Annotated in this window: 22 protein-coding genes and 1 tRNA gene; 11 read left to right on the top strand and 12 right to left on the bottom strand. The window is 67.3% G+C overall.

Going from position 1 to position 26,530, the window contains the following annotated elements:
* Window positions 1-3: 3 nt before the first annotated feature.
* Window positions 4-2,268, bottom strand: coding sequence for a TonB-dependent siderophore receptor (locus tag PBT88_RS19095; RefSeq protein WP_270076876.1), 2,265 nt, complete (start codon window positions 2,266-2,268; stop codon window positions 4-6).
* 263 nt (window positions 2,269-2,531) lie between these two features.
* Here PBT88_RS19095 and PBT88_RS19090 point away from each other — a divergent pair, with 263 nt between their 5' ends.
* Window positions 2,532-4,838 carry a TonB-dependent receptor gene (locus PBT88_RS19090; RefSeq protein ID WP_270076875.1) on the top strand — a complete coding sequence of 769 codons (2,307 nt, stop codon included), beginning with the start codon at window positions 2,532-2,534 and terminating at the stop codon, window positions 4,836-4,838.
* Window positions 4,839-5,060: 222 nt separating this feature from the next.
* On the opposite strand, the gene PBT88_RS19085 is transcribed toward PBT88_RS19090, so the two are convergent.
* Window positions 5,061-6,452: a sugar porter family MFS transporter gene (locus PBT88_RS19085; RefSeq protein ID WP_270076874.1), complete on the bottom strand. Its 1,392-nt coding sequence runs from the start codon at window positions 6,450-6,452 to the stop codon at window positions 5,061-5,063.
* Window positions 6,453-6,557: 105 nt separating this feature from the next.
* On the opposite strand from PBT88_RS19085, the gene xylB reads away from it, so the two are divergent.
* Both xylB and pyrC read left to right on the top strand, forming a co-directional pair.
* Window positions 6,558-8,012, top strand: coding sequence for a xylulokinase (gene xylB, locus PBT88_RS19080; RefSeq protein ID WP_270076873.1), 1,455 nt, complete (start codon window positions 6,558-6,560; stop codon window positions 8,010-8,012).
* A gap of 53 nt (window positions 8,013-8,065) precedes the next feature.
* Entirely contained in the window at window positions 8,066-9,103 is a 1,038-nt protein-coding gene (pyrC, locus tag PBT88_RS19075; RefSeq protein WP_270076872.1) for a dihydroorotase, read from the top strand.
* 140 nt (window positions 9,104-9,243) lie between these two features.
* Here the strand turns inward: pyrC and PBT88_RS19070 are convergent, their stop codons facing one another.
* Entirely contained in the window at window positions 9,244-10,581 is a 1,338-nt protein-coding gene (locus PBT88_RS19070) for a sensor histidine kinase (RefSeq protein ID WP_270076871.1), read from the bottom strand.
* Window positions 10,571-11,998, bottom strand: coding sequence for a sigma-54-dependent transcriptional regulator (locus PBT88_RS19065; protein ID WP_270076870.1), 1,428 nt, complete (start codon window positions 11,996-11,998; stop codon window positions 10,571-10,573). Before PBT88_RS19065 ends, PBT88_RS19070 begins: the two co-directional genes overlap by 11 nt.
* Window positions 11,999-12,231: 233 nt before the next feature.
* Here PBT88_RS19065 and PBT88_RS19060 point away from each other — a divergent pair, with 233 nt between their 5' ends.
* The 5 genes from PBT88_RS19060 to PBT88_RS19040 all read left to right on the top strand — a co-directional run bounded on the left by PBT88_RS19060 (window position 12,232) and on the right by PBT88_RS19040 (window position 18,409).
* On the top strand, window positions 12,232-12,573 hold the full coding sequence (locus PBT88_RS19060; protein WP_270076869.1) for a UrcA family protein: 342 nt from the start codon (window positions 12,232-12,234) through the stop codon (window positions 12,571-12,573).
* 186 nt (window positions 12,574-12,759) lie between these two features.
* Window positions 12,760-13,995 (top strand): efflux RND transporter periplasmic adaptor subunit, encoded by a 1,236-nt coding sequence (locus tag PBT88_RS19055; RefSeq protein ID WP_270076868.1) that lies wholly within the window; start codon window positions 12,760-12,762, stop codon window positions 13,993-13,995.
* Between the two features lie 11 nt (window positions 13,996-14,006).
* Entirely contained in the window at window positions 14,007-14,699 is a 693-nt protein-coding gene (locus tag PBT88_RS19050; protein WP_407696478.1) for an ABC transporter ATP-binding protein, read from the top strand.
* 13 nt (window positions 14,700-14,712) lie between these two features.
* Window positions 14,713-17,145: an ABC transporter permease gene (locus tag PBT88_RS19045; protein WP_270076867.1), complete on the top strand. Its 2,433-nt coding sequence runs from the start codon at window positions 14,713-14,715 to the stop codon at window positions 17,143-17,145.
* Window positions 17,138-18,409: a TolC family protein gene (locus tag PBT88_RS19040; RefSeq protein WP_270076866.1), complete on the top strand. Its 1,272-nt coding sequence runs from the start codon at window positions 17,138-17,140 to the stop codon at window positions 18,407-18,409. Before PBT88_RS19045 ends, PBT88_RS19040 begins: the two co-directional genes overlap by 8 nt.
* Before the next feature lie 162 nt (window positions 18,410-18,571).
* Here the strand turns inward: PBT88_RS19040 and PBT88_RS19035 are convergent, their stop codons facing one another.
* From PBT88_RS19035 to PBT88_RS19025, 3 genes are all read right to left on the bottom strand, one after another.
* Window positions 18,572-18,952, bottom strand: coding sequence for a hypothetical protein (locus tag PBT88_RS19035; RefSeq protein WP_270076865.1), 381 nt, complete (start codon window positions 18,950-18,952; stop codon window positions 18,572-18,574).
* A complete protein-coding gene (locus tag PBT88_RS19030) occupies window positions 18,942-19,757 on the bottom strand; it encodes a DNA/RNA non-specific endonuclease (protein ID WP_270076864.1) in 816 nt (271 codons plus the stop codon). The genes PBT88_RS19035 and PBT88_RS19030 overlap by 11 nt, the downstream gene beginning before the upstream one ends.
* Before the next feature lie 123 nt (window positions 19,758-19,880).
* Window positions 19,881-19,957 (bottom strand) — tRNA-Arg (locus PBT88_RS19025).
* Window positions 19,958-20,013: 56 nt separating this feature from the next.
* Here PBT88_RS19025 and PBT88_RS19020 point away from each other — a divergent pair.
* Window positions 20,014-20,745, top strand: coding sequence for a queuosine precursor transporter (locus PBT88_RS19020; RefSeq protein WP_270076863.1), 732 nt, complete (start codon window positions 20,014-20,016; stop codon window positions 20,743-20,745).
* Between the two features lie 9 nt (window positions 20,746-20,754).
* Here the strand turns inward: PBT88_RS19020 and purQ are convergent, their stop codons facing one another.
* From purQ to PBT88_RS18995, 5 genes are all read right to left on the bottom strand, one after another.
* Window positions 20,755-21,420 carry a phosphoribosylformylglycinamidine synthase subunit PurQ gene (gene purQ / locus PBT88_RS19015; protein WP_270076862.1) on the bottom strand — a complete coding sequence of 222 codons (666 nt, stop codon included), beginning with the start codon at window positions 21,418-21,420 and terminating at the stop codon, window positions 20,755-20,757.
* Between the two features lie 13 nt (window positions 21,421-21,433).
* Window positions 21,434-21,664 carry a phosphoribosylformylglycinamidine synthase subunit PurS gene (purS, locus tag PBT88_RS19010; protein WP_270076861.1) on the bottom strand — a complete coding sequence of 77 codons (231 nt, stop codon included), beginning with the start codon at window positions 21,662-21,664 and terminating at the stop codon, window positions 21,434-21,436.
* 3 nt (window positions 21,665-21,667) lie between these two features.
* Window positions 21,668-22,819 carry an acyltransferase family protein gene (locus tag PBT88_RS19005; protein ID WP_270076860.1) on the bottom strand — a complete coding sequence of 384 codons (1,152 nt, stop codon included), beginning with the start codon at window positions 22,817-22,819 and terminating at the stop codon, window positions 21,668-21,670.
* A 129-nt stretch (window positions 22,820-22,948) separates the two neighbouring features.
* Window positions 22,949-23,728, bottom strand: a complete 780-nt coding sequence (purC, locus tag PBT88_RS19000; protein ID WP_270076859.1) for a phosphoribosylaminoimidazolesuccinocarboxamide synthase — start codon at window positions 23,726-23,728, stop codon at window positions 22,949-22,951.
* A gap of 99 nt (window positions 23,729-23,827) precedes the next feature.
* Complete coding sequence (locus PBT88_RS18995) at window positions 23,828-23,992, bottom strand: hypothetical protein (RefSeq protein ID WP_270076858.1); 165 nt, start codon at window positions 23,990-23,992, stop codon at window positions 23,828-23,830.
* Between the two features lie 115 nt (window positions 23,993-24,107).
* Between PBT88_RS18995 and gcvA the strand changes: the two genes are divergently transcribed.
* Both gcvA and PBT88_RS18985 read left to right on the top strand, forming a co-directional pair.
* On the top strand, window positions 24,108-25,004 hold the full coding sequence (gcvA, locus tag PBT88_RS18990) for a transcriptional regulator GcvA (protein WP_270076857.1): 897 nt from the start codon (window positions 24,108-24,110) through the stop codon (window positions 25,002-25,004).
* A 298-nt stretch (window positions 25,005-25,302) separates the two neighbouring features.
* Complete coding sequence (locus tag PBT88_RS18985; RefSeq protein ID WP_270076856.1) at window positions 25,303-26,526, top strand: hypothetical protein; 1,224 nt, start codon at window positions 25,303-25,305, stop codon at window positions 26,524-26,526.
* Window positions 26,527-26,530 lie beyond the last annotated feature (4 nt).

The raw sequence follows: 26,530 nt of genomic DNA, 5'->3' as shown, positions 1-26,530 counted from the left end.
CGGTCAGAACTTGAAGCCGATCGTGCCCTGCACGGTGCGGCGCTGGCCGTACCAGCACCAGCCATATTGGGCGAGGCAGCTGGTCAGATACTTCTTGTCGAACAGGTTGGTGCTGTTGATCCCGACGGTGACGCCGTCGAGCCGCGCATTGGCCTTGCCGAGATCGTAGCGGATCAGCGCGTCGAACAGGGTGACGGCGGGGGTGCGCAGCGCCGTGCCCGACGATCCGGCCGCATAATCGGCCGGCGACTGGTAGAAATCGGCATAGACGCTGTCGACATGGCGGACGTCGCCGCCGACGGTCAGCCCCAACAGCGGGCCGGACTTGGGCGACCAGTCGAGATAGGCGGTGATGCCGCCGCGGCCGACGCCGTCGAGCCCCTGGCCGACCGACTTCGGATCGGCGCTGTTCTCGAGCACCTTCACGCTCTGGCGGCTGAACGCGATCTTGGTGTTGAAGCCATAGGGCAGCGGGGCGCTGGCCTCGATCTCGACGCCGCGCGAGCGCACCTTGCCGGCCTGATAGGCGAGGAAGGTGATCGGGTTGCTCTCGACGACGTTGGTCTGGTCGATGTGGAACCAGGCGCCGGTGACGAGGATGGACGTGCCGGGCACCTGATATTTCAGGCCCGCCTCGATCTGCTTGCCGAAGGAGGGCTTGGCGAGGCCGCCGCCCGCGAGCTGCTGGGCCTGCGGCTCGAACGAGGTCGAGTAGCTGACATAGGGCGCCAGGCCGATCTTGGTGACGTACAGCGCGCCGACCCGGTAGGTGAATTTGTGGTCGTGCTGGAGCGTGGTGGTCGTCACGCCGGCGGTCGTCACGGTCGACTGCGCGCGTGCCCAGTCCTGCCGGCCGCTCACCGTCACGCGCAGATCGCCGACCGAGATCTGGTCCTGCGCATAGACGCCCTGCTGGCGGGTCTGGGTTTCGGCCCGCGAGGGGTCGCCATAGCCGACGCCCGCATAGGTGAGCACCTGATACGGGTTCGCGGGCGTGGCCATCGTGCCGTAGACCGGATCGAACGGATCGATGCTGGTGGCACCGCCGAACGCATAGAGCTCGTTCGAATGCGCGACCTGGCGATCGACCCCCAACAGGATGCTGTGGTGGAGCGGGCCGGTATCGAAGCTGCCGGTCAGCTGGTTGTCGAAGGTCCAGTCGTTGAGCTGCTCGCGCGTGGCGTAGGAGTAGCGGCTATAGTCGGTCGGCGCGGTGCTCGCGGCCGCGCCGCTATAATAGTCGGACTGGGTGCCGCCGGTGTAGACGATGCCCAGGTCGCTCTTCACATATTGATAGCGGCCCGAGGAGCGGAACGCCCAGCCGCTGCCGAAATCATGCTTGAAGATATAGGTGAGGCTGGCCTGCGAGCGGCTGAAATAGTCGCCCGGCTCGCCGCCGTAGAAGTTGGTCGGGATCTTGCCCGCCGGGTTGGTGACCAGCGTGCCCAGCGTCGGCTCGACGCTGTAATTGCCGTTGCGCGGATCGTGCGAATAATTGCCGAGCACCGTGAAGCTGGTCGACGAACCGGAGCCGAGCGTCACCGCGCCGGAGATGGTCTGCCGCGCGCGCGTGCCGTAGGTCTGCTGGGTGTCGGCACCGTTGGCGCTGCCATAGAGGCGCCACAGCACATTCTGCCCGACCCGACCGCCGACATCGGCATCGACCCGATAGAGGCTGTAATTGCCGTAGGTGCCCGAGACGGCACCATAGAAGGCGCGATCGAGCGGCAGCTTGCTCTGCTCGTCGACCAGCCCACCCGGGCCCGACTGGCCATAGAGCGCGCCCGACGGGCCCTTGAGGATCTCGACCCGGTCGAGCCGCGAGACGTCGACCTGCTGCGAGGCATAGCCGCTCGCGCTGGTGAACTCCTTGAGCCCGTCGAGGAAGACCGGCGCATCGAAGCCGCGCAGCGTGAACTGGTCGTAGACCTCGGCGCCGGCACCCCGCGTCTCGGGGGTCACGCCGGCGACGTAGCGCAGCGCCTGGTTGAGATTCTGGAGGCCGAGATCCTTGATCTCGGAGGCGTCGATGACGCTGATCGACTGCGGCGTCTCGAGGATCGGCGCGCTGGTCTTGGTGGCGGCCGACGCGACGGTGGCGGGCTTGTCGCCGGTGACGACGATCTCGCTCGCATCGGGGCCGGCGACGGCCGAGGCATCGGCGGCGGTATCGGCGACAGTGTCGGCAGCATGGGCGGCCGCGAACGGCATCAACAGCGCGGTGGCGGCTCCGGCGAGGAGGGGGGCACGCGCGATCGATCTCAACATGATGTCATCCCTTGGATATCGTATTCGGCGCGTCGCCTATATGGAATGAGAAGCATTCGCAATAGCGTTCTTAGGGCGCGGGCCGGTTAGGGTCGGGGCTGTGGCAATCCTGTCCGATCCGGCCCGATCGAAGTCGGGTGGGCGCCGATCGTGTTCTGCCTTCTCTTGGCCGCATTCCGCCACGAACCCGTCATGAAATCCGGGCACGGGCGTCGGCAGGGCATCCGCCATATCCAAGTGGCGGAGAACTAAAGGGGTAATCAGTGTCCAATCCATCGATCCGCGCGGCCGCGCTTGCGGCCGCCGCGACTTGCGCGTTCGCCTTGATATCTTCCGCTCATGCCCAGGATAGCGCGCCGGCCGATGCCGCCGGCGCCTCCAGTGCGCAGCTCGGAGAGATCGTCGTCACCGCCGAGCGCCGCTCGGAAAATCTCCAGAAGGTGCCGATCTCGGTCGGCGTCATCAGCGGCGCGGGCCTGCGCGATTTCCAGGCGGGCGGCGACGACACCTTGCTGTCGCTTTCGGGCCGGGTGCCGAGCCTCTACGTCGAATCGACGACCGGCCGCATCTTCCCGCGCTTCTACATCCGCGGCCTCGGCAACATCGATTTCTATCTCGGCGCCTCGCAGCCGGTGTCGATCATCCAGGACGATGTCGTCCTCGAGCATGTCGTGCTGAAGTCGAACCCGGCGTTCGACATCCAGCAGGTCGAGGTGCTGCGCGGCCCGCAGGGCTCGCTGTTCGGCCGCAACACCACCGCCGGCATCATCAAGTTCGACACGATGAAGCCGACCCAGGATTTCGAAGGCCGCGCCAGCGCGACCTATGGCAGCTACAACACGGTGAACATCGATGCCGGCGTCGGCGGCCCGATCATCGCCGACAAGCTCGCCTTCCGCGTGTCCGCGCTCTACCAGCATCGCGACAATTGGGTGGACAACACGTACACCGGCACGTCGCTGGACGGCACCCGCACCAACCGCAAGGACGCGCTCGGCGGCTTCGACGAGCGGGACGTTCGCCTCCAGTTCCTGCTGACGCCGACCGACAATCTCTCGATCCTGGCCTCGGGCCATGCCCGCGATTATGCCGGCACCTCGACGATCTTCTACCGCCAGTCGATCGTGAAGGGGACCAACGCCGTGCCCGCCGACTTCGATCGCAGCAAGGTCGCGCTCGACGAGGGCGACGGCAACCCGCAGCATTATTGGACCTATGGCGGCTCGCTCAACGTCGCCAATGATTTCGGCGGCGTGAAGCTGACCTCGATCACCGCCTATGAGACCAGCCACGGCTATAGCCGGGGCGACACCGATGGCGGCGCGGCCAGCGACTATCCGGTCGGCGGCGCGCCCAACGGCTATGGCGAGTCGCAGGGCCGGCTGCGCAGCCTCGGCCAGCTGACCGAGGAGGTCCGCCTCGCCAGCGACAATGACGGTCGCCTGAAATGGCAGGTCGGCGGCATCTATTTCGACTCGCGCGACCATACCGAGTTCGATCAGCGCGCCTATTTCCTGAACGGTGCCCTGCACAACCCGAACAACTGGGTGCTGCTGCACGACGTCAACACCTCATGGGGCATCTTCGGCCAGGCCAGCTACAAGCTGACCGACCGGCTGACGATCACCGGCGGCGTGCGCGAGACCAACGACACCAAGAAGACGCGGCTGCTCAAGACCGCCAATTCGATCGCCAACGTCTCGACCTACAAGGGCCGCACCTATGTGCGCCTGTCCGACACCAAGCCGAGCTGGGACGTCAGCGCGCTCTACGAGATCACGCCCAATGTCAGCCTCTACGGCCGCATCGCGCGCGGCTTCCGCGGGCCGACCATCCAGGGCCGGTCGGCGGTGTTCAATTCCGACTTCACCACCGCGAACTCGGAAACCAACACCTCCTACGAGGGCGGCATCAAGTCGAGCTTCTTCGACAACCGCCTGCGCCTGAACGTCACCGGCTTCACCTATGTGGTGAAGGACATCCAGCTCAACGGCAATGACGAGAATGGCAATGGCGTGCTGTTCAACGCCGACAAGGCCAAGGCTTACGGCATGGAGGCCGAGGCGGAAGTGCGCCCGGTTCGCAACCTGACGCTGACCGCCGGGCTCAGCCTGCTCCACACCGAGATCGACGACAAGAATGTCTATGCGCAGGTCTGCGCGCTCAACGGCGTGGTGGTCTGCACCGTCGAGAATCCGACGGTGAAGGTCGGCTCGAACGTGTTCGCGCAGATCAACGGCAATCCGCTGCCGAATGCGCCGAAATATAATGTCGACCTGACCGCGCGCTACGACCTGCCGATCGGCCCCGGCAAGGCGTTCGTCGCGACCGACTGGAACATCCAGGGCTACACCAGCTATGTCGCCTACAAGGCCAAGGAATTCTCCTCGAGCGGCAATTTCGAAGGCGGCCTCAAGGTCGGCTACCAGCTCAAGGATTATGAGCTGGCGGTGTTCGCCCGTAACATCACCAACGAGAAGAACCTCAAGGGCGTGATCGATAACTATATGGCGGGCGTCTACAACGATCCCCGCATCATCGGCGTCTCGCTCAGCGCCAAGCTGCGCTGATCGGCGGGGAGGGCGGCGCTGGATGGCGTCGCCCTTCGTCTCTTCGTTCATGCCTTGCGCGTATCAGCATCGGGCGTCGCCAACGGACTGAGCGGGCCTTCGTCCCCGTCCGTCATGCTGAACCTGTTTCAGCATCCCGCCTCGGCAGGCGCGTAACGCCAAGAGGTGCGGGGATCCTGAAACGAGTTCAGGATGACGATCATTGGAGATCGCCGACCCGGATCACCGCATCGACACGCCGAGTTTTTTCTCCATCTCTTCCAGCGGCACGCCCTTGGTCTCGGGGAAATAGACCAGCACCACCACGAACTGCACCGCCATCATCACCGCGAAGAACAGGAAGGGCAGGCTCGCCGACATCGCCGCCACGGTGGGGAAGATCGCCGCGATCACCGCGTTCAGGCCCCAATGGGTGGAGGCGCCGATCGCGCTGCCGCGGCCGCGCACCGGCGTCGGGAACACCTCGCTGATATAGACCCAGATCACCGCGCCGGTGCTCGGCGCGAAGAAGGCGATGAAGCCGATCAGCGCGTAGAGCACCAGGGGCTTGGGCAGGATGCCGCCCATCGCCAGCCCGGCGACCGCGAGGCACGCCGCCATGCCCACCGATCCGATCAGCAGCAGCGTCTTGCGGCCGAGCCGGTCGATCAGCAGCATACCGAGCGCGGTGAAGGCGGCGTTGACGACGCCGATGATGATCGCCTGCATATCCGGCGAGAGCGCGCCGCCGGCCGCCGTGAAGATGTCGTTGAGATAGTAAAGCAGCGCGTTGATGCCCGACAGCTGGTTGAAGCCGGCCACCATCACCGCCAGCATGATCGGCTTGGCGTGGCGCGACCAGGACAGCTTTTCGCCGCCAGTCTGTTCGCCGCCGCGCTGGTGGTCGCTCGCGAAGCTGTCGCGGAATTCGCCGATCTCGCGCTCGACCTGCGCGGGTTTCATGCCGATCTGCGCGAGCGACTGCTTCGCCTGCGCCTCCTCGCCGCGGCCGACCAGCCAGCGCGGGCTGTTGGGGATGCGGAACAGCAGCAGCATGAACACCAGGGCGGGCACCGCGGCGACACCGAATTTCCAGCGCCACTCGTCCGCGCCGAGATGCAGCGAGGCGATGATCGCGTTCGAGATATAGGCGAGCAGGATGCCGAAGATGACGTTGAACTGGAACGCGGCGACGAGTCCGCCGCGCTTCGACGGCGGCGCGATCTCCGAGATATAGACCGGCGCCAGCACCGACGAGCCGCCGACCGCGAGGCCCGCGATGACGCGGAACGCCATCAGCGAACCCCAGCTCCAGGCGAAGGCGCAGCCGAGGCCGGCGACCACATAGAAGAGCGCGAGCACGCGCAGCGTGTCGCGGCTGCCGAAGCGATCGCCGGGGATGCCGGCGAACAGCGCGCCGACCAAGGTGCCCCACAGCGCGGAGGAGACGGTGATGCCGAGCCAGGTCGGATCGAGATGATATTGCTTGGTCAGCGCATCGGTGGTGCCGGAGATCACGGCGGTGTCGAAGCCGAACAGCAGACCGGCCAATGCGGCGGTGACGATACAGGCGAGCAACGCCGGATTGAGGAGCGATGGTTCCGTCCCCGGACTGCCACTTGCCGTGTCCGCCATCATAGACTCTCCCGATTATTGTTCCTGTTGAACGCCGCTTATGGCTCAAAGTGCCCTGGAAGCGTTTCATGGAGAAACTGGGCCAAGAAAAGCGAAAGAGGAAGCATGTATCTCGGCATCGATATCGGCACGTCCGGGGTGAAGGCACTGCTGCTGGGCGAGGATGGCGCGATTGCCGGGCAGGCGGTGGCGCCGCTCACCGTCTCGCGGCCGCATCCGCTCTGGTCCGAACAGGCGCCGGCGGATTGGTGGCGGGCGGTCGAGCAGGCGGTCGCTGATCTTGATGCGGGGCTGCGCCGGAAGGTGCGCGGCATCGGCCTGTCGGGGCAGATGCACGGCGCGGTGGCGCTGGGCGCGGACGACGGGGTGCTGCGCCCGGCGATCCTGTGGAATGACGGGCGCTCGCAGCCGCAATGCGCCGAACTGACGCGGATCGAGCCGCGCACGCCGCAGATCACCGGCAATGCCGTGCTGGCGGGCTTCACCGCACCGAAGCTGCTGTGGCTGCGCGAGAACGAACCCGATCTGTTCGCCGCGATCCGCACCCTGCTGCTGCCCAAGGACTGGGTGCGCCTGCGGATGACCGGCGAGAAGATCTCCGACATGTCGGATGCGAGCGGCACGCTGTGGCTGGACGTGGCCAAGCGGCGCTGGTCGCCGGCAATGCTGGCCGCGTGCGGGCTGGACGAGGCAATGATGCCGGCGCTGTGCGAGGGCAGCGCGGCCTCCGCGACGCTGTCGGCCGAGGTCGCGGCGCGCTGGGGGATGGAACCGGTGCCGGTCGCCGGTGGCGGCGGCGACAATGCGGCCGGCGCGGTCGGCCTCGGCGTGGTCGATCCGGGGCAGACCTTCCTGTCGCTCGGCACCTCGGGCGTGATCTTCACCGTCACCGAGGGCTTCCGGCCCGATCCCGATGCCGCCGTCCACGCCTTCGCCCATGCCGTGCCCGATCGCTGGCATCGCATGTCGGTAATGCTCTCGGCCGCATCCTGCCTCGACTGGGGGGTGGCGCTGACCGGGCTGCGCGACGTGCCGGCTTTGCTGGAGCTGTCCCTGAAGGCCGACGAGCGATCGGACCTGCTGTTCCTCCCCTATCTGTCCGGCGAGCGGACCCCGCATGCCAATCCGGCGGCGCAGGGGGTGTTCTTCGGGCTGACCGGCGCCACCGGCCAGGCCGAGCTGGCGCGCGCGGTACTGGAGGGCGTCGCGATGGGGCTGCGCGACGGCCTCGATGCGCTGACCGACGCGACCACGCCGATCGAGGAGATCAGCATGGCCGGCGGCGGATCGCGCTCGGATGCGTGGGGGCGGGTGATCGCCGCCGCGCTCGAACGGCCGCTGCTGTGGCGGGAGGGTGGCGACATCGGCCCGGCGCTGGGTGCGGCGCGCCTCGGCCGGCTGGCGGCGGGCGACGGCGGCATCGCCGAGGTCTGCACGCCGCCGGCGATGACGGCGCGGGTCGATCCCGATCCGGCGCTGGTCGAGCGGATGCGCGAGAAGCAGGGGCGCTTCCGGGCACTCTATGCGGCGGTCGATGGACTGTGGCCGGGCGTCGCCTGAACGGGCGAGCCTGACATCTGGCGGTGGCGCGGTCCTTTGGCTAGAGCGGCGCCATGACTCAGCGTATCACGATCCGCCGCCCCGACGACTGGCATGTCCACCTGCGCGACGGCGACATACTGCATGCGGTGGCGGGCTTCACCGCGCGCCAGTTCGCCCGCGCGATCGTGATGCCCAACCTCACCCCGCCGGTCACCAGCATCGCCGCCGCCGAGGCCTATCGCGGCCGTATCATGGACGCGCTGCCGGCCGACAGCGGCTTCACCCCGCTGATGACCTGCTACCTCACCGACGGCGCCGACGCCGCCGAGATCGCGCGCGGCTATGCAAGCGGCGCCTTCGCCGCCTGCAAGCTCTACCCGGCGCACGCCACCACCAATTCCGCCCATGGCGTCACCGACATCCGCAAGCTGACCGACGTGCTGGAGACGATGCAGCGGATCGGGATGCCGCTGCTGATCCATGGCGAGGTGACCGATCGCCATGTCGACATCTTTGATCGCGAGGCGGTGTTCATCGAGACCATCCTGGCGCCGCTGGTGCGCGACTATCCCGCGCTCAAGATCGTGCTGGAGCATATCACCACCGCCGAAGCCGCCGATTTCGTGATGGGCGCCGGCCCGCAGATCGCCGCGACCGTCACCCCGCAGCACATGATCATCAACCGCAACGCGATCTTCGACGGCGGCATCCGGCCGCACGCTTATTGCCTGCCCGTCGCCAAGCGCGAGCAGCACCGCCTCGCCGTGCGCCGCGCGGTGGTGTCGGGCTCGCCGAAATTCTTCCTGGGTACGGACAGCGCGCCGCACGGCGTCGGCCGCAAGGAGGCCGCCTGCGGCTGCGCCGGCATCTTCAACGCGCCCTATGCGCTCGAAAGCTATGCGCAGGTGTTCGACGAGGATGGCGCGCTCGATCGGCTGGAGGGCTTCGCCTCGGAGCATGGCCCGCGCTTCTACGGCCTGCCGCTGAACGAGGGCACCGTCACGCTGGAGCGCAGCGGCACCGCCGTGCCCGACCTGATCGGCGAAGGTGCTACGGCGGTGGTGCCCTTCCATGCCGGCGAGACGCTGGCGTGGCGGGTCGTGGACTGAACCGCCCGGGGCGAAAACATCGCGCGTTTCATCGGAGCCGTTCGTGCCGAGCGTAGTCGAGGTACGCGCTGCACACGCCATGCTGGCATCCTGTCCCTCGACTGCGCTCGGGACGAACGGAACATGGCTATACCGACGCGCTAGATCAGGATCTCGAACTGGGCGCCGCCGTCCGCGCCGCGGGTGACGTCGATCGATCCGTGGTGGAGCAGCACCACCTGCCGGGCGAAGCTCAATCCGACGCCGGTCCCCGATCGCTTGGTGGTGAAGAAGGGCAGGAAGATGTCCTTGGCCAGCTTGTCGTCGATGCCGGGGCCATTGTCGGCGATGACGATCCGTGTCCGCCGCTGGACGGTCTGGCCGATCATGGCCTGGACGCGCGGCGTCGGCGCGTGCGCGCTGGCCTCCGCGCCGTTCTTGAGCAGGTTGAGCACGACCTGCGCGAGCAGGTCGATGTCGGCGTGCAGCTCCAGCGTCTCGGGCTGGACGGAGAGCGCGATCGCCACGCCTGAGGCCTGCGGCATCGCCGCGAACAGCCGGCCCAGCTGATCGAGCCACGGCTTCGCCGCGAAGCGCGTCATCGTCAGCGCCGGCGCGGTGCTGAACTCGCGATAGGAATCGACGAAGTGGGAAATGCCCTGCGCGCGCTTGGCCAGCGCCTCCACCGCCATGCGGGCATCGCCGATCGCCGGATCGTCGCCGCGATCGGCGGCGACCATCAGCCCCGCCGCGGTCGCCGCGAGCGAGGTCACCGGGGTGATCGAGTTCATGATCTCGTGGGTCAGCACGCGGACCAGATCGGATTGGGTGGCGATCTCGGCGGCGTCGAGTTCGCCCTGGATGATCTGCACCGAGACGATGCGCCAGTGCTCGTCGCCGCGATCGAAGCCGGTGCAGGCAAGGGTCGTGCGCTCGTTGAGCTCGCCCACCCGGATGCGACACATTCGCCGCTCGCCGGGCACGATCGCGTCGAGCGCAGCCGGGACGCCCGCGCCATAGCGATCGAACTCCGCCGTCCGCCGGCCGTCGCCGCCGCCGAACAGCCGCCGCGCCGCCTTGTTGGCGAGCCGCACCGTGCCCGCCGGGTCGATGGTCAGCAGCGGCGTCGGCGCTTCGTCCGCCAGCGCGGCCGAGAAGCGGTTCTCGGTGGCATCGGCGGCGCGGTCCTGCCGCAGCCGGCGCAAGGCCTGATCGAGCGCGGTGCCGAGCTCGTCGAAGCCGGTGCCCTGGCCGAGCGTGCGGAAGGTCTGGGCGAGATCGCCATGCTCCAGCGCCGAGACGAAGCGGGCGATGGCGATGTTGGTCCGCTGCGTCTGGCGCCATAGCTGCCAGAGCAGGATCGCGGCGCCGAGCGCGAGCAGGATCTTGGTGGCGGCGAAGCCCGGTTGCGGCAGCAGCCACGCGAGCAGCAGCACGACCGCCGTCAGCATCGCCAGATAGCCGCCGACGACGACGACGAAGCGGCCGCTAGAGCGCATATTTCTCCATGCGCCGATAGAGCGTCCCGCGCGTCAGGCCCAGTTCGGCGGCGGCGTTGGAGATGTTGTAGCCATGCTTCTTGAGCGCGCGCTCGATCAGGTCGCGTTCGGCACGTTCGAGATTGAGGTCGCCGTCGCCGATGCCGGCCGATGCGGCCGGCGCCAGACGGGGCTTGTCCACGCTGGCCGCGCGCGGCAGCGGGAAGTCGGCGATGGTGAGCGCCGGCCCTTCGGCGAGAATCACGGCGCGCTCGGCGGCATGGCGCAGCGCGCGGACATTGCCCGGCCAGTCATAGGCGACCAGCTCCGCCATCACCGCAGCGGGAATCGCGCGCGCGGGCTTGTCATATTTGCGGGCATAATCGTGCAGGAAATGGGCGAGCAGCAGCGGGATATCCTCGCGCCGTTCGCGCAGCGGCGGCAGCATGATCTCGACGGTGTTGAGCCGGAACAGCAGATCCTGCCGGAAGCGCGCTTCGTCGGACAGCTGCTCGGCGGAGAGGTTGGTGGCGGAGATGATCCGCACGTCGATCGGCACGGCGCGGTTGGCGCCGACCGGGGTGACGTGGCGCTGCTCCAGCGCGGTCAGCAATTTGGGCTGGAGATGGAGCGGCAGATTGCCCACTTCATCGAGGAACAGGGTGCCGCCGTCGGCAGCCTGGAGGCGACCGACGCGATCGCCCCGCGCATCGGTGAAGGCGCCCTTCACATGGCCGAACAGCTCCGAATCGAACAGGCTCTCGGCGACCGCGCCGAGATCGACCGACAGCATGATCCCGCCGGCGCGGCGCGACTGGCGATGCAGTTCGCGCGCGACCAGCTCCTTGCCGGTGCCGTTCTCGCCGAGGATCAGGACATTGGCGTCGGTCGGCGCGGCGCGCTCGATCAGCGAATGGACGCGCGCCATCGCTGGCGACGAGCCGAGCAACGGACTGGACGGGGCAGGGGTGGCGATCGCCCGCGCCTTGGCCTTCCCGGTTCCGGCCTCGCCCCCCGTTTCACCCGCCGTTTCCCGGCGCGAGCGGCGCAGCGCGGCGGCGGTGCGGACGGTGGCGAGCAGCCGCTCGTTCGACCAGGGCTTGGTGACGAAATCGGTCGCGCCGCGCTTCATCGCCTCGACCGCGACCTGCACCCCGCCATGCGCGGTGATCAGCACGATCGCGGCATCGGGATCGAGCGCCAGCATCTTGCCGAGCCAGGCGAAGCCTTCCGCGCCGTCGGTGGCGCCGCGCGCGAAATTGGCGTCGAGCAGGATCACGTCGGGCGCGCGCGACCGGATCGTCTCCAGCCCGTCCTGCGGCGACGTCGTGGTGGCGACGTCGGCGAACAGCTGGCGCATGACCAGGCTGGCGGCGAAGAGGATGTCCTCGTCGTCGTCGATGACCAGGCACAGCTCATAGGGTTTGGCGCGCTGCATTCCGAACTCTCTCCCGCAAGATCCCGCCTCCCCGCAATCAAATTCCGTGCCAATGTCCGTGTGCGGACGTCCCGCTGTCCGCCAGCGGACAGTCGGCGCTGCCCGATCGTGTCCACCGGGGTGCAGACGGTTTGCGGAATGGCGGATTTCCGGCATTTTCCGAAGTTGGCACGCAGCCTGCATAGTTCTCTTCGATACCGGCACCCCGCCGGACAGGAAGAAAGGACGAAATCATGCGTACCTTCTGGACCAACACCGTTTCCGCCGCCGCCAGCGTCATCCTCACCGCCGGCATCGTCGCCTTCGCCACGCCGGGCACGGCCAATGCCGCCGTCGTCGCCGCGCCCCAGATCAGGCTGTCGGTCGATCCGGCGGCCGCCACCGATGCCGCCAGCCGCGCCCTGCTCGAGCGCCGCATCCATAGCGCCGCCTCGCAGGTCTGCGATACGAGGCAGAGCCAGGAGTGGATCGCGGAAGCGCAGTGCCGCGCCCAGGCGATCGCGCAGGCCGATCGCGATGTCGCCGTGCAACTCTCGATGCTGGTGAACCCGGCCGTCCAGCTGGCGTCGAATTGAGGCCGATCGCCGGTCCACTGTCCACCAGCGGACACAGGGTGTCCGCCAGCGGACAGTGGGCCGGCTTCTGCCCCGATCTTTCCCTGCCTTTGCCGGCCGCCGGTGCGAAGCCGGCGCTGCCCAGCCAACAGGATATTCATGTCGACCTCTGATGCGAACGAAACGCCCGCGATCAGCGGGGCCGCGATGGACCGCCGTGTCGAGAAGCCCCGGCGCAGCCGGCACTGGCGCCCGATCGCCATCGTCGCGGCGGTGATCGTGGCGGCCCTCGCGCTGTGGTGGCTGATCCCGGCCAGCGGATCGACCGATATCGCATCCGCCGATATCGAGAGCGGCGCCGTCTCGCGCGCGCCGTTCGCCGATTATCTGCCGGTGCGCGCCACGGTCGCGCCGGCGGTGACGACCTTCGTCGGCGTGCTGTCCGGCGGGCAGGTCGAGAAATTGCTGGTCCAGGATGGGTCGATGGTCGGCGCGGGGCAGCCGTTGGCGACGCTCGCCAACCCGACCCTCAAGCTCGACGTGCTGACCCGCGAGGCGACCATCGCCAGCCAGCTCGGCAGCGTGTCGGGCGACGATCTCACGCTCCAGCGCAGCCGGCTCGATCGCGCGACACAGACCGCGTCGGCCAATTATGATTATATCAAGGCCAAGCGCGACCTGTCGGTGCAGCAGCAGCTCCACGATCAGGGCTTCGTCTCCGATGCCGGCGTCGCCAGCTACAGCGAGGCGGCCGACTATCAGCAGAAGCGGCTCGCCCAGCTCAAGGCCGGCGAATCCTCCGAAAACGGCATTGCGAGCACCCAGGCGGGGCGGCTCGCCGATACCCGTGCGCGGCTGTCGGGCAATCTCGCCGCGGTGCAGGCCAGCCTCGATGCGCTGGTGGTGCGCGCGCCGGTCGCCGGGCGGCTCACCAATTTCACCATCCAGCCGGGGCAGACGCTGAAACCGGGCGATCCCGCCGGCCAGGTCGACTCGGAGGGCTCGTGGAAGCTCGTCGCCGATGTCGACGAATATTATCTCGGCCGCGTCGCGGTCGGCCAGCAGGCGCGCGGCGACGGCGAGGTCCGGCTGGTCGTCACCAAGGTGCTGCCCGCCGTCACCGATGGCCGCTTCCGCATCGAGCTCGGTTTCCAGGGCAAGGCGCCGGATGGACTCAACCGCGGCCAGACGATGGACGTCCGCGTGACGCTCGGCGCGACGCAGAGCGCGCTGGTCGCCCCGGTCGGCGGCTGGCTCGACAGCGGCGGCGGCACTTCGGCCTTCGTCCTCGACGCGTCCGGCCGCCATGCCGCCCGGCGCGCGATCAAGGTCGGCCGTCGCAACGCGGAGCAGGCGGAAATCCTCTCCGGCCTCGCCCCCGGCGACCGCATCGTCACCTCCAACACCGCCGCCATCAAGGGCGACACGCTCAACATCCGCTGAAGGACATCCCGATGATCCGTCCCCTGATCAAACTTGCCTCCATCCAGCGCCGCTACGCCTCCGACGAGGTCGAGACGACGGCGCTCGCCGACATCAACCTGGATGTCGCCGCCGGCGAATTCCTCGCCATCATGGGGCCGTCCGGCTGCGGCAAATCGACCCTGCTCAACATATTGGGCACGGTCGATCGGCCGAGTTCCGGGGAATATCTGTTCGGCGATCGCGATCTCGCCAAGCTGGACGAGGCGGCGCTGGCGAAGATGCGCGGCGAGACGCTGGGCTTCGTGTTCCAGAGCTTCAACCTGATCGACGAGCTGACCATCCAGGAGAATGTCGAGTTGGGCCTCGCCTATCGCAAGGTCGCATCGGGGGACCGGCGCGAGCGGGTGGCGGCGGCGATGGACCGGGTCGGCATCTCGCACCGCGCGCGCCATTTCCCGCACCAGCTCTCCGGCGGCCAGCAGCAGCGCGCGGCGATCGCCCGCGCGATCGTCGGCGCGCCGAAGCTGATCCTCGCCGACGAGCCGACCGGCAATCTCGATACCGAAAATGGCGCGCAGGTGATGGACATCCTGACCAGCCTGAACGCCGATGGCGCAACCATCGTGATGGTGACGCACTCGCCCAGCCACGCCGACATCGCGCGCCGCCGCATCGACATGCTCGACGGGCGCATCGTCTCGTCCGTCGCCCGCGCGATCTGAGGAAGACCCGCCCATGAACCGCTTCGCGCTGATCGGCTTCTACCGATCCCTCGTCCGCCACAAGCTCTACGCCGCGCTCAATATCGGCGGGCTGGCAGTCGGCATTGCCGTGTTCCTCGTGCTCGGCCTCTATGTCCGCTTCGAGACCAGCTACGAGACATGGCTGCCGAACCATGGCCAGATCTATCTCGTTCGTTCCCAGCTGGACAGTTTCGCGGGCGACAACCGCCTGAGCGAGAACGGCCCGGTCGCTTTCTGGACGGCGGTATCGAAGGATCTTCCCGGCACCATCGGCACGCGAATCTATGATGCCGATGCCACGGTCGTGAAGAACGGCCTTGGCATTCGCGAGAATCTGGGGCTGGTCGATCCCGATTTCAGCAAGGTGCTGGCGGTGCCGATGGTGTCGGGCACGCTGGATCATGCCTTTGACGATCCGACAGGGATCGTGCTGACCCAAACGGCGGCCAACAAATATTTTCCGGGTGGCGACGCGATCGGCAAGACGCTGCCGGTGAGCACAGAGGGCAAGGTGAAGCTCTACCGCGTTACGGCGATCGCGCACGATCTGCCTGCTAACACCGATCTCCATTTCGATATGTTGGCCCGGCTGGTGATCGATCAGAACCCGGCCTCTCCGGACTATAAATCCAGCCATCAGTGGAATTATTTCAATCCCTGGACCTATGTCCGCCTGCCAGATGCCGCTGCGGCGCGCCGGTTCCAGGGGCAATTGGGCCAGGTGGCGGCCCGCCATGCGCAAAGCGAGACCGCCGACGATCAGGGCATCAAGGTCAGTTTCCAGATCGAGCCGATCACCGATGTCCATTTCAACGCCAAGGGCCGCAAGCTGTCGGATGCCACTTTGGGTCTGGTCGGCCTGCTGACCCTGCTGATCGCGATCGTCAACTACGTCAATCTGGCGACGGCGCGGGCCGGGCTGCGCGCACGCGAAGTGGCGATGCGCAAGGTGCTGGGCGCCGATCGCGGCACGCTCGCCCGCCATTATGTCGGCGAGGCCGTCGCCACCACGGCACTGGCCGGCCTGCTGGGCCTCGCGCTCTCCGAGATCGGCCTGCCGCTGATCAATGCGGCGGCCGGTATATCGCTGAAGCTGGAATATTTCGGTGCCGACGGCGTGTTGTTGCCGCTGGTGGTGCTGGTCATTCTCGTCGGTTTCATCGCGGGCCTTTATCCGGCGATCGTGCTGGCGCGTTTTCCGGCCGCCGCCGTGCTCGCCTCCTCGCGATCGCCTGGTGGCGGTCGTGCCGGCACACGGGTGCGGGAAGGACTGGTCGTCGCCCAGTTCGCCATCGCCATTGCCTTCGTGATCGGCACGATGGTGCTCTACGCGCAGACCCGCCATGTCCGCGGGGCCGATGTCGGCTATCAGCGGGAAGGGCTGATGCTCGTCCCGTCGCTCGGCAATTCGAGCCTGAACAACGCCCAGCGCGATGCCATCATCCATCGTTTCGCGGGCCTGCCCGGCGTCTCCGCCGTGTCGGTCGGCAATAATGCGCCGGGGCCGGGTTCCTTCCGCTCGGAAACCCAGATCAAGGTGCCGGGCGTCGAGGGCAAGGGCGCGTCGCTCCGCTTCTTCCAGACGACGCCGGGCTTTTTCGATGTGATCGGCGCGCATCTGCTCGCCGGCCGGCTGTTCAGCCTCGATCATCCGGCGGACATCAATCCCGATATCGGCAATGATTTCGTCAAGCCGTACAACATCGTGATCAATCGCAAGGCGCTGACCGCGCTTCACATCCCGTCGCCGCAAGCCGCGATCGGCCGCACCTTCGTCACGCCGACCAGCCCGACCCGGACGATCGTGGGGGTGATCGACGACATGCGCTTCGATGACCCGCGCAATCCGATCGCCCCGACCATGTACGAGTTCGTGCCGCGCGATCCGGACTCCGCCATCGCGATGCTGCGCTTCGTCGGCGATCCCAAGGCGATCACCGAGGCGGCGCAGGCGGCGTGGCGCGCCGAGGCACCCGAAGTGCCGTTCCAGGCCAAGACCGCCGAGCAGAACCTCGCCACCTATTACCGGCAGGACGATCACGCGACCAACCTCTTCACCATCGGTGCGGTGCTGGCGGTGGCGATCGGCTGCGTCGGCCTGTGGGGGCTGGCCTCGTTCAACACCGCGCGGCGGACGCGGGAGATCGGCATCCGCAAGACGCTCGGCGCCTCGTCGCGGGATATCGTCAGGCTGCTCGTCGGCCAGTTCCTGCGGCCGGTGCTGATCGCCAACCTGTTCGCCTGGCCGCTCGCCTTCTTCGCGATGCGGACCTGGCTGGCCGGCTTCGACGATCGGATCGCGCTCTCGCCGCTCTATTTCGTCGCGGCGACGGTGCTGGCGCTGGCGATCGCGGTGCTCACCGTGCTCGCCCAATCGCTGCGCGCCGCCCGCGCCGCCCCGGCCTGGGCGCTCCGCCATGACTAAGCGTGCGATCATCGCAGGGCTGCTGCTCGGGCTCGCCCCGACGGCGTTCGCGGCGCCCATCCATGCCGAGACGCTGTCCGCGGCGATCGACGCGGCCTATGCCACCAACCCCACGCTGGGCGCGGCGCAGGCGCGGCAGGATGCGCTGGCCGAGAGCGTTGATCAGGCGCGGGCGGCGGGCCGGCTGAGCGCTGCGGCCGACGGGGCGGCGGGCTATGACCGCTTCAATTATGGTCGCGGCGGCAGCGGCACGGTGTCGGCCGATCTGCCGATCTGGACGGGCAATCGCGTGAAGTCGGCGGTGCGCGCCGCGCAGGGCGACGTCGCCGCCGGCGAGGAAGGCGTGCAGGATAGCCGCGCCGCCATCCTCGAAGCCGTGGTGCAGGCCTATGCGGACCTGCTCTACGATCAGCAGTCGGTCGATATTGCCAAGGCCGATATCGCGCTGCTCGAAAACCAGGTGGCGGAGGCGCGGGCGCGCTTCAAGCTCGGCACCTCGACCCGCACCGACGTCGCCCGGCTGGAGGCGCAACATGCCTCTGCGCAGGCGACATTGGCGGACGCGCAGGCGGCCTTCGCTACCGATGCGGCGAGTTATAGCGCCACGGTGGGCAATGATCCGGGCACGCTGGCGCCCGCGCCCGCGACGCTGGCCGGGCTGCCCGATACGCTGGACGATGCGAAGACGAGGGCGCTCGCCGGCAATCCGCTCTACCGCCAGAGCCAGCGGATGGTCGAGGCCTCCTCTGCCCGGATCGACGGTGCGCGGGCCAATGGCGCGCCCAGCCTCTCGCTGGGCGGCAGCTATGGCTATGATGTCCGCGTGGCCGGCGCGGGCGACCGCGACTTTCCGAGCGCAGCCATCGCGGGGGTGACGCTGCACGTGCCGATCCTCACGGGCGGGCTGGTCGCCTCGCAGGTGCGCCAGGCGCGATCGGACTATCGCGCCGCCCAGTTCGACAGCGAGGCCGCCGGCCGCGAGTCGATCCGCTCGACCAACGCGGCATGGGCGGCGGTGATCAGCGCCCGCACCCAGGCCGCGGCGAACACGCAGGCGGTGGCGGCGGCCGACGTCGCGCTGAAGGGGGTGCGCGCCGAATATGCCTTCGGGCTGCGCTCGACGCTGGACATCCTCGTCGCCGACGAAAGCCTGCGCGGCGCCCAGCTGTCGCTGGCCCGCAACCAGGCGGATCTGCTGATCGCGCAGGCAGCGCTGCTGCGCGCGACCGGCCGGCTCGACCGGGCGGCGTTCCCCGGCTCCTGATGGGGAGCCGGGGGTGGGATTGGTGCAAGTGGCGGACGGAGCGCCCCATTTTCCGGTGACGGGCGCCACGATCATGGGATCATCGGGCGTGTCACAAGGCCGTTCGTGCCGAGCGACGTCCAGTGGCTTGATGTCGTTGTCGCGCGTGCGAGGAAGTCCCGACTATGGCAGCGGCGGATACACCACCTGTTTGTTGCCGTAGCGCTGCCGCAGGATGATCGCGCGACGATCGATGGTCGACTCCTCAGAATCGAGCGGCTCATAGGTGAAGGCGGCATCGAACCTGTCGCCCGTGATGCGGTACTGCATCGTCGACCAGCGCTTGTCGGACGCCTCCGCCTCCCGCAGATCAAGCAAGGCTTCGAATAGTCCGTCCATCGGATCTCTCCAGAGCAGGCTCGCGCCGAGATCCTTGAAGATCGATATATCCGCCCATCCCCAATCTGCCTCGACGTAAAGGAAGGTGCCGTCGAGAGGATATTGGGTATCCATTGCCAGCAGGTTCCCGATGGCGTTCAGTTGTGCAGCCGCCTCATGCGCCATGGGGTTTTCCCTTCGAGCTGTTGGTGAATAGCCGGGAACCACGTTGTCCGTTGACGGAGTAAACGACGCTGATCCCGCTTGGTCGCCGCGAAGAGCCACGATAAGACGGCGTGATCGAGACATAGACCCGCTCGCCGGCCTTGATATCTTTCGCCCATTTGTTCTCCAATACCCGATAGCCGCCGCGGTTGAAGTTCGCGTCCTGCGCGAAATGGTTGAACGAGTCGGTCGGGCCGTTGAAGCGGGCGGCGACATAATGGCCGCCATCGTCGGTCGCGAGCCTGTCGCTGCCACCTGCGGCCGCCTGTGCGCTGCGCGAGCGTTGCAGGCCGGAGGTGAGGCTCAGCGTCCCGGTCACTGACATCGTCCTGCCGGATGGATCGAGCGTATAGGAATAGCCGTTGCGGATGACGATATGGTTCGCTGGTGTATTGGCGGTGATTGCGGCCTGCACGGCGGTAGAGGGGGCTTTTACGCCTGGCGGCTTCCCTTGAAGGGAATGGGCCGTCTTCTCCGATGCAGACAGCTTCCAGCTTGCCGACGCGCCGCCGCCGCCGAACGAGGGACCACCACCTCCACCGCCGGTAAAACCGCCGCTCTGCCAGCTTGCCGACGCACCGCCACCGCCGCCGGACCCGCCCCCACCGCCTTTGAAGGTGAATTGCCCCGTGGCTGGATCATGCCAAGGATTGAACTTCCGTTCGATATCCTCGTCGGACCGAGTCCACAGGCCCGTCCGCAGATATCGGCCAAATTGCTCCATCGGTATTCGTCTGTGCGTCGTGGTCGAATGGGGGTCACGCATATCGCCTCACCTTCCGAATCCGTGGCGAATCATGTACCAGATAGGTTAGAACAAGTCAAGAACAAAGTGAACGGCGGTGGGCCAGGCGACCATCGCCTCTCGCGGTCTCATGACAATCGGAAATGGCGCGCCCGGTTGGATTCGAACCAACGACCACAGGCTTAGAAGGCATGTGCTCTATCCAGCTGAGCTACGGGCGCCCGGCCGGTCCCTTAGCGCGGATTGCGCGAACGCGAAACCGCGATACTGTGGGGTCATGACGGATACGGAACAGCGGCTGCGGCCGGTCGAGGCAGGCGCGGTCGAGCGCGGCGGCTTCCGCTATTTCGATGTCGTGATGGCAGCCTTCGTCGCGATCCTGCTGCTCTCCAACGTGATCGGGGCGGACAAGGCGGCGACCCTGTTCGGCCTGAAATTCGGCGCCGGCATCCTGTTCTTCCCGCTCTCCTACCTGCTCGGCGACATCCTGACCGAGGTCTATGGCTATGCCCGCGCGCGGCGCTGCGTGTGGGCCGGCTTCGCAGCGATGCTGTTCCTCGCCGTCATGACCTGGGTGGTGGTCCATCTCCCGCCCGCTGACGGCTGGGGCAACCAGGCCGCCTATGAGACGGTGTTCGGGCAGACCGGGCGGATCGTGCTCGCCAGCATCTGCGCCTTCTGGGCGGGCGAGTTCGTCAATGCGTTCGTTTTGGCCCGCATGAAGGTGTGGACCAAGGGCAAGCATCTGTGGACGCGCACCGTCAGCTCGACCGTGTTCGGGCAGGGCGTCGACAGCCTGATCTTCTACCCGCTCGCCTTCTGGGATGCGCCGGGCTTCACCCACGGGCTGGTGCTGACGATCATGGTCACCAACTGGGCGATGAAGGTGGGCTGGGAGGTGTTGCTGACCCCGGTCACCTATCTGGTCGTCGGCTTCCTCAAGCGCGCCGAGGGCGTCGACATATTCGACACCGACACCGACTTCTCACCGTTCCGCGCGAAGGTGTGACGCAGGCGGTTACGCCAGCGCTGCGACCAGGCCCTCGAACAGGCGGCGGCCGTCGGTGCGGCCGTGCGCCGCCTCGATCATCCGCTCGGGGTGGGGCATCATGCCGAGCACGTTGCCGGCGTCGTTGACGATGCCGGCGATGTTGCGCGCCGATCCGTTGACCTCGCCGGCGTAGCGGAAGGCGACGCGGCCCTCGCCCTCGATCCGGTCGAGTGTCGCATCGTCGGCGAAGTAGTTGCCGTCATGATGGGCGACCGGGATCACGATCTGCTCGCCATCGTCATAGCGGCTGGTGAACATCGTCTGGCTGTTGGCGACCGACAGTTCGACGTCGCGGCAGACGAAGTTGAGGCCGGCGTTGCGCATCAGCGCGCCGGGCAGCAGGCCGGTCTCGGTCAGCACCTGGAAGCCGTTGCACACGCCCAGCACGGCGACGCCCTTCGCGGCGGCATCGGCCACCGCGCGCATCACCGGCGAGCGCGCCGCCATCGCGCCCGAGCGCAGATAGTCGCCATAGGAGAAGCCGCCGGGCACGCCGATAATGTCGAGGCCATCGGGCAGGCTGGCTTCGCCGTGCCAGACCATCACGGTCTCATGGCCGGTGATGTCGCGGAAGGCGACGGAGAGGTCACGGTCGCAATTGGAACCGGGGAAGACGATGACGGCGGCTTTCATGGCGCACTCTCCCTCAGGGACGTTCGATCCGGAAATTCTCGATCACGGTGTTCGCCAGCAGCTTGCGGCACATCTCTTCGATCGTGGCGTCGTCGGTGCCGTCGGCGAGATCGAGCTCGACGATCTTGCCGATGCGGACATCCTCGACGCCGCCGAAGCCGAGGCCGGTGAGCGCATGATGGACGGCCTTGCCCTGCGGATCGAGCACGCCGGGCTTCAGGGTGACGATGACGCGGGTTTTCATGACTTAGGCTCCGGGATCCGGTTTCGCGGTCCCTTTGGCCGAAGGCGCGCGCCGAGGCAAGGTCTGAGGTCGCACGCCGTCCAGCCGGCCGCCGCTTAATATCTTGGCGAGCGGGTGGGAGACCCCTTCCAGCGCGCGGCCGAGCAGGATCGTCGCGCCCAGTGCGAGCAGCGGCTGGAGGAGCAGGAAGGGGATGTAGCCGGGCGCGCCCATCCGGCCGGTCACCAGCCCGATCGGCGGGCCGAGCAGCCAGATCAGCACGAGATGGCTACAGAAGAGCAGGAAGGCGTAGCGCTCCAGCCCGATGATCCGCCGGCCGGTGCGGGTCGGCACCAGCGCCAGCGCGATCCGCCAGATCGCCAGCGCGGCGGCGAAGCGCATCGGCAGATCGATCGCGTTGCCGAAGATGGCGTGCGCCTTCAGCCAGTCGTCATCCTGGCTGCCGAGCACCACCTTGCCGGGGATCAGCAGCAGATAGGGCATCACGCAGCCGAGCACCGGCCAGCGGGCGATGCGCTCGGCGACGGCATGGCGGCGCGCCAGCATCCCCGACAGGAAGAAGAGCAGGATCGGCGGGCGCAGCAGCAGATAGAGCTGGAGGTTGGAGATCGACCATGCCGCGGTGATCGCCCACAGCAGCCACAGCCAGCGATCGGGCAGGCGGGTGAGCAACGGCGCCGCGCACATGCACAGGAACAGGTCGCGCAGGAAGCTGATCTGGACGTTGATCGGATTGGGCTGGGTGATGCAGCCGATCCAGTCGAGCGCCTCCTTCACGCTCGCCGGCACCGGCGCGGGCAGGGCGAAGGCCAGCGCCGATCCGCTGACCAGCGCCAGCGCGATCAGGTTCCACAGGATCATCGGGGCCAGCACGGTGCGCGCCTTCACCTTGACGAAGGCGCCATAGCCGCGCTTGGCGGCGGACGGCCCCGAGAGCCAGCCGGAGATCGCGCCGAGCAGCGGCACCGCGCTGCGCCCGACCAGCTCGATCAGGATCCAGCGCAACAGGCCCTGCGGGGTCTGGTCGAGCGCGGCGATCTGCTCGGCGGTCAGCCCGGTCCAGGCGTGGACGTAGACGATGCCCAGGATGCACAGCACCCGCACGATCTGGATCGCCTCGCGGGTGGGGACATCCTTGGGAGGGGCGATCGCCAAACCAAAACTCCGTTCGGGCTGAGCCTGTCGAAGCCCTGTCCCGCCTGCTTTGTTCCGCGGCGAGGCGCGAAAAGCAGCCCCTCGACAGGCGCAGGGCGAACGGAGTGAGGGGAGGCCGGATCGAGAGGCTTACTGGCCCCGCTTCTTGCGGTGGCTTTCCATGTCGAGCACGGCATTCTCGGCGCCTTCGGGCAGCAGCCCGAGCCGGCGGGCGATTTCCTGATAGGCCTCGACCTCGCCGCCGAGATCGTGGCGGAAGCGATCCTTGTCGAGCTTCTCGTTGGTGGTCATGTCCCACAGCCGGCAACCGTCCGGGCTGATCTCGTCGGCGAGGATCACGCGCGCGAAATCATTCTCGTAGACCCGGCCGAATTCCAGCTTGAAGTCGATCAGGCGGACGTTGATGCCGGCGAACAGCCCGGTGAGGAAATCATTCACCCGGATCGCCATGTCGGAGATGTCGTGCATCTCCTCCTGGCTCGCCCAGCCGAAGCAGGCGATATGCTCGTCGGTGACCATCGGGTCGCCGAGCGCATCGTCCTTGTAATAATATTCGATGATCGTGCGGGGCAGCTGGGTGCCCTCCTCGATCCCCAGCCGCTTGGCGAGCGATCCGGCGGCGACGTTGCGCACCACGATCTCGATCGGGATGATCTCGACCTGGCGGATCAGCTGCTCGCGCATGTTGAGGCGGCGGATGAAGTGGGTCGGTACGCCGATATTGCCGAGCAATGTGAAGACATGCTCGGAAATCCGGTTGTTGAGCACGCCCTTGCCGCTGATCGTGCCCTTCTTCTGGGCGTTGAACGCCGTCGCATCGTCCTTGAAATACTGGATGAGCGTGCCGGGTTCAGGGCCTTCGTAGAGGATCTTGGCCTTGCCTTCATAGATTTGCCGGCGGCGTGCCATTCGCGATTCCCGTGCCGTAAAAGACTTACGCCCCGGTGCGTGTAGGGAATCCGACACGGCCGGGGCGTTGACGCCATCTAAAGGAAGCGGGGGCGCTTTTCAATGACGGGCGCGGCCGCGCGCCATCGTCTCCCAGGGGCTGGCATATTGAATCCGGTGCAGTGCCCGGAAGGTGTCGCCCACGCCTTTGGCGGTCTTGTCCACCCAGCGGCCGAAGGCCTCGTGATGCTCGGCCCACAGGCGGGCCACGTCCTGATCGATCATGTGATCCTCCTGCTATCCATGGGGAGCGTTGTCAGCGGCGCAAATGGCGTTTTTGGCGCATTGATGCCAACCAAAGACTCGACGGACTTGATAAGCGTGGCTTATGCTTCAGGCCATGCGTCGCCTGCCCCCCCTTGCCGCCGTCCGGGTGTTCGAGGCGGCCGCGCGCCACGAGAATTTCACCGCCGCCGCCGCCGAGCTCGGCATGACCCAGGCGGCGGTCTCCTATCAGGTCAAATTGCTGGAGGAGCGGGTCGGCGTCGCCCTGTTCCGGCGCGAGCGCCGGCGGGTGGTGCTGACCGAGGCGGGGCGTCGTGCCGCAGTCCCCGTCGGCCGGGCCTTCGACGCGATCGACGGCGCCTTCGCCGAGCTGCGCGCCGAGGATGAGGGGATGCTGACCATCTCGTCGTCGCAGACCTTCGCCAACACCTGGCTGGCATGGCGGCTGGGCGGCTTCCAGATGGGCCATCCCGAAATGGCGGTGCGCCTGTCCGTCAGCGATACGCTGGCCGATTTCTCCATCGACGAGGTGGATGTCGCGATCCGCGCCGGGCTCGGCCCCTGGCCGGGGCTGGACGCCGATCTGCTGATCCCGATCGACTTCACCCCGATGTGCAGCCCCGGTTTCCTGGCCCGTCATGGCGGCCGGCTGGAACTCGCCGATCTGATCCGGCTGCCGATGATCTCGCCGCAGGATCCATGGTGGCCCTGGTGGCTGAACGAGGCGGGGATCGAGGTGCCGAAGGGCCGCTTGCGCTCCGGCGTCCGCATGGATTCGCAGGCGAACGAGGGCAATGCCGCGATGGCCGGGCAGGGTGTCGCGATGCTGACCCCGTTCTTCTGGCGCAACGATCTGGCCGAAGGGCGGCTGGTGCGGCTGTTCGACCAGGTGTCGACGCGCGGCAACGCCTATTGGCTGGTCGCGCCCGAGCACCGCCGCGGCACGCCCAAGATCAAGCGCTTCCGCGAATGGCTGCTCGCCGAGATACGGCAGGATCAGCGGCAGGGGTGAAGGGCGGGGCTGCGATGCCTCCAGGATGGAGGCATTGTGGATCCGATAGGACTCGCCGGTGACGGGGGGCGAAGGCAATATCTCCGGCGTGCCGTGGGGACGGCGCGAGAGGGGGGGATGGATGCAACGCATCGGCTGGGCGGCGAACCTGTTGGCTTTGGCGATCGCATTGGCGGGATGCGCTGAAAGGCGTCCGACGATATCGACGACGATGTCGACGTTGAAAGATCTCCCCCCGCCAAATGATCTGACATCGATCAAAACTGATCTTGGCTTGTCGGCGGCGATCACTGGCATTGTGAACGAGCGCGCGAAACCCGGCGCGAGCCAGAGCCTCATATTGCTCACGCCGATATCCCAGATCCAGACGAGCGCGGTGGCCCATTATATTCCCAGTGGCAGCTACACGCGGCTGCTGATCGATTCGCAGAATGAGAGCCGGGATGGCTCGCAGGGGGGAAACGCCGAAATCTATCCCTATCGGAAACGCTCACCGATCGAGCGTTTCTTCGTGGGGACGCGGCACAGCGAGGCGTTGGCGGTGAATGTCCATGCCGGCGCGTTTGTCGCGACCGTGCCGCTGGTCACGGTGACGCATGACAGCACGCGCAGCGGCGGCGAGGTGTTCGGCCGGACGATCCGCCACACCGCGAGCGATTTTCCGGTCTTCCTGGTGCGTGCCGGCGCGGATGGCGATGTCGCGTCGGTCACGGTTGATCTCAAGGGCAATGACAGCGTCGAATCCTCGGTGGCGGGAAGTGCGCTGGCCGCCGTCGTCACCGCGACCAAGGTGATGGCCGCGCCGCCCGCGCTGCTGACCTCGATCTCGGCACCCGGCAACAAGGATATCGCGAACGCGATCGATGGCGCCATCAACGATCTGTTCGCGACGAAGTTGGAGGAAAGCCAGATCGTCGATCAGCCGGTGCGCAGCTGGAAGGGGATTGATATCACGCTCCATATCCCGCGCCGGCAGGGGCAGTGGGATCGGCCCGTCTCGCCCGCGGGCGAGGAAGACGCGCGGTCGCGGTCGCCCCGCACGGCCGGCGAGCTGGATTTTGCGTCGGTCGGCATCTGGACGGTGCGTTTCGATCAGCCGCACGTCTCCGCTTTCGCCGCCACCGTCATCGACTGCGGTGCCGGCGTGACGAGTGACCAGGGATGCGAGGGCGCATTTGCGCTGGCCGCTACCCAGGCCGGCAAGGAGATTCGCGGCCATCTGGGCGAAGTGCTCGGCTTCCCGCTGCTGAGCGACGCGGCGGCGACCGGCATCGGCACGCTCGGCGGCTATCTGCGCCAGCAGCCCTGGTGGGCGGACGATCTGAAGGTACTGGATGGCCCCGGCGCCGACGCGACGCATTTCTGCCGGGAGGTACGCGAAGCGGTCATGGCCATCGGCTTCAGCCAGCTCGACGCCGGATTCGTCACCGAAGCGATCGCGGACTCGTCCCTGGCAGCCGGCAAGCCGTCCGCCGCGATGAAGCTGCCGGCGGTTTCGCCGGCTTGCACGGCGACGACCTGACAGG

This window comes from Sphingomonas abietis (assembly GCF_027625475.1).
Lineage (GTDB): Bacteria > Pseudomonadota > Alphaproteobacteria > Sphingomonadales > Sphingomonadaceae > Solisphingomonas > Solisphingomonas abietis.
The sequence above is the reverse complement of the archived record's forward strand: the minus strand, read 5'-3'. Positions and strand labels throughout refer to the sequence as shown.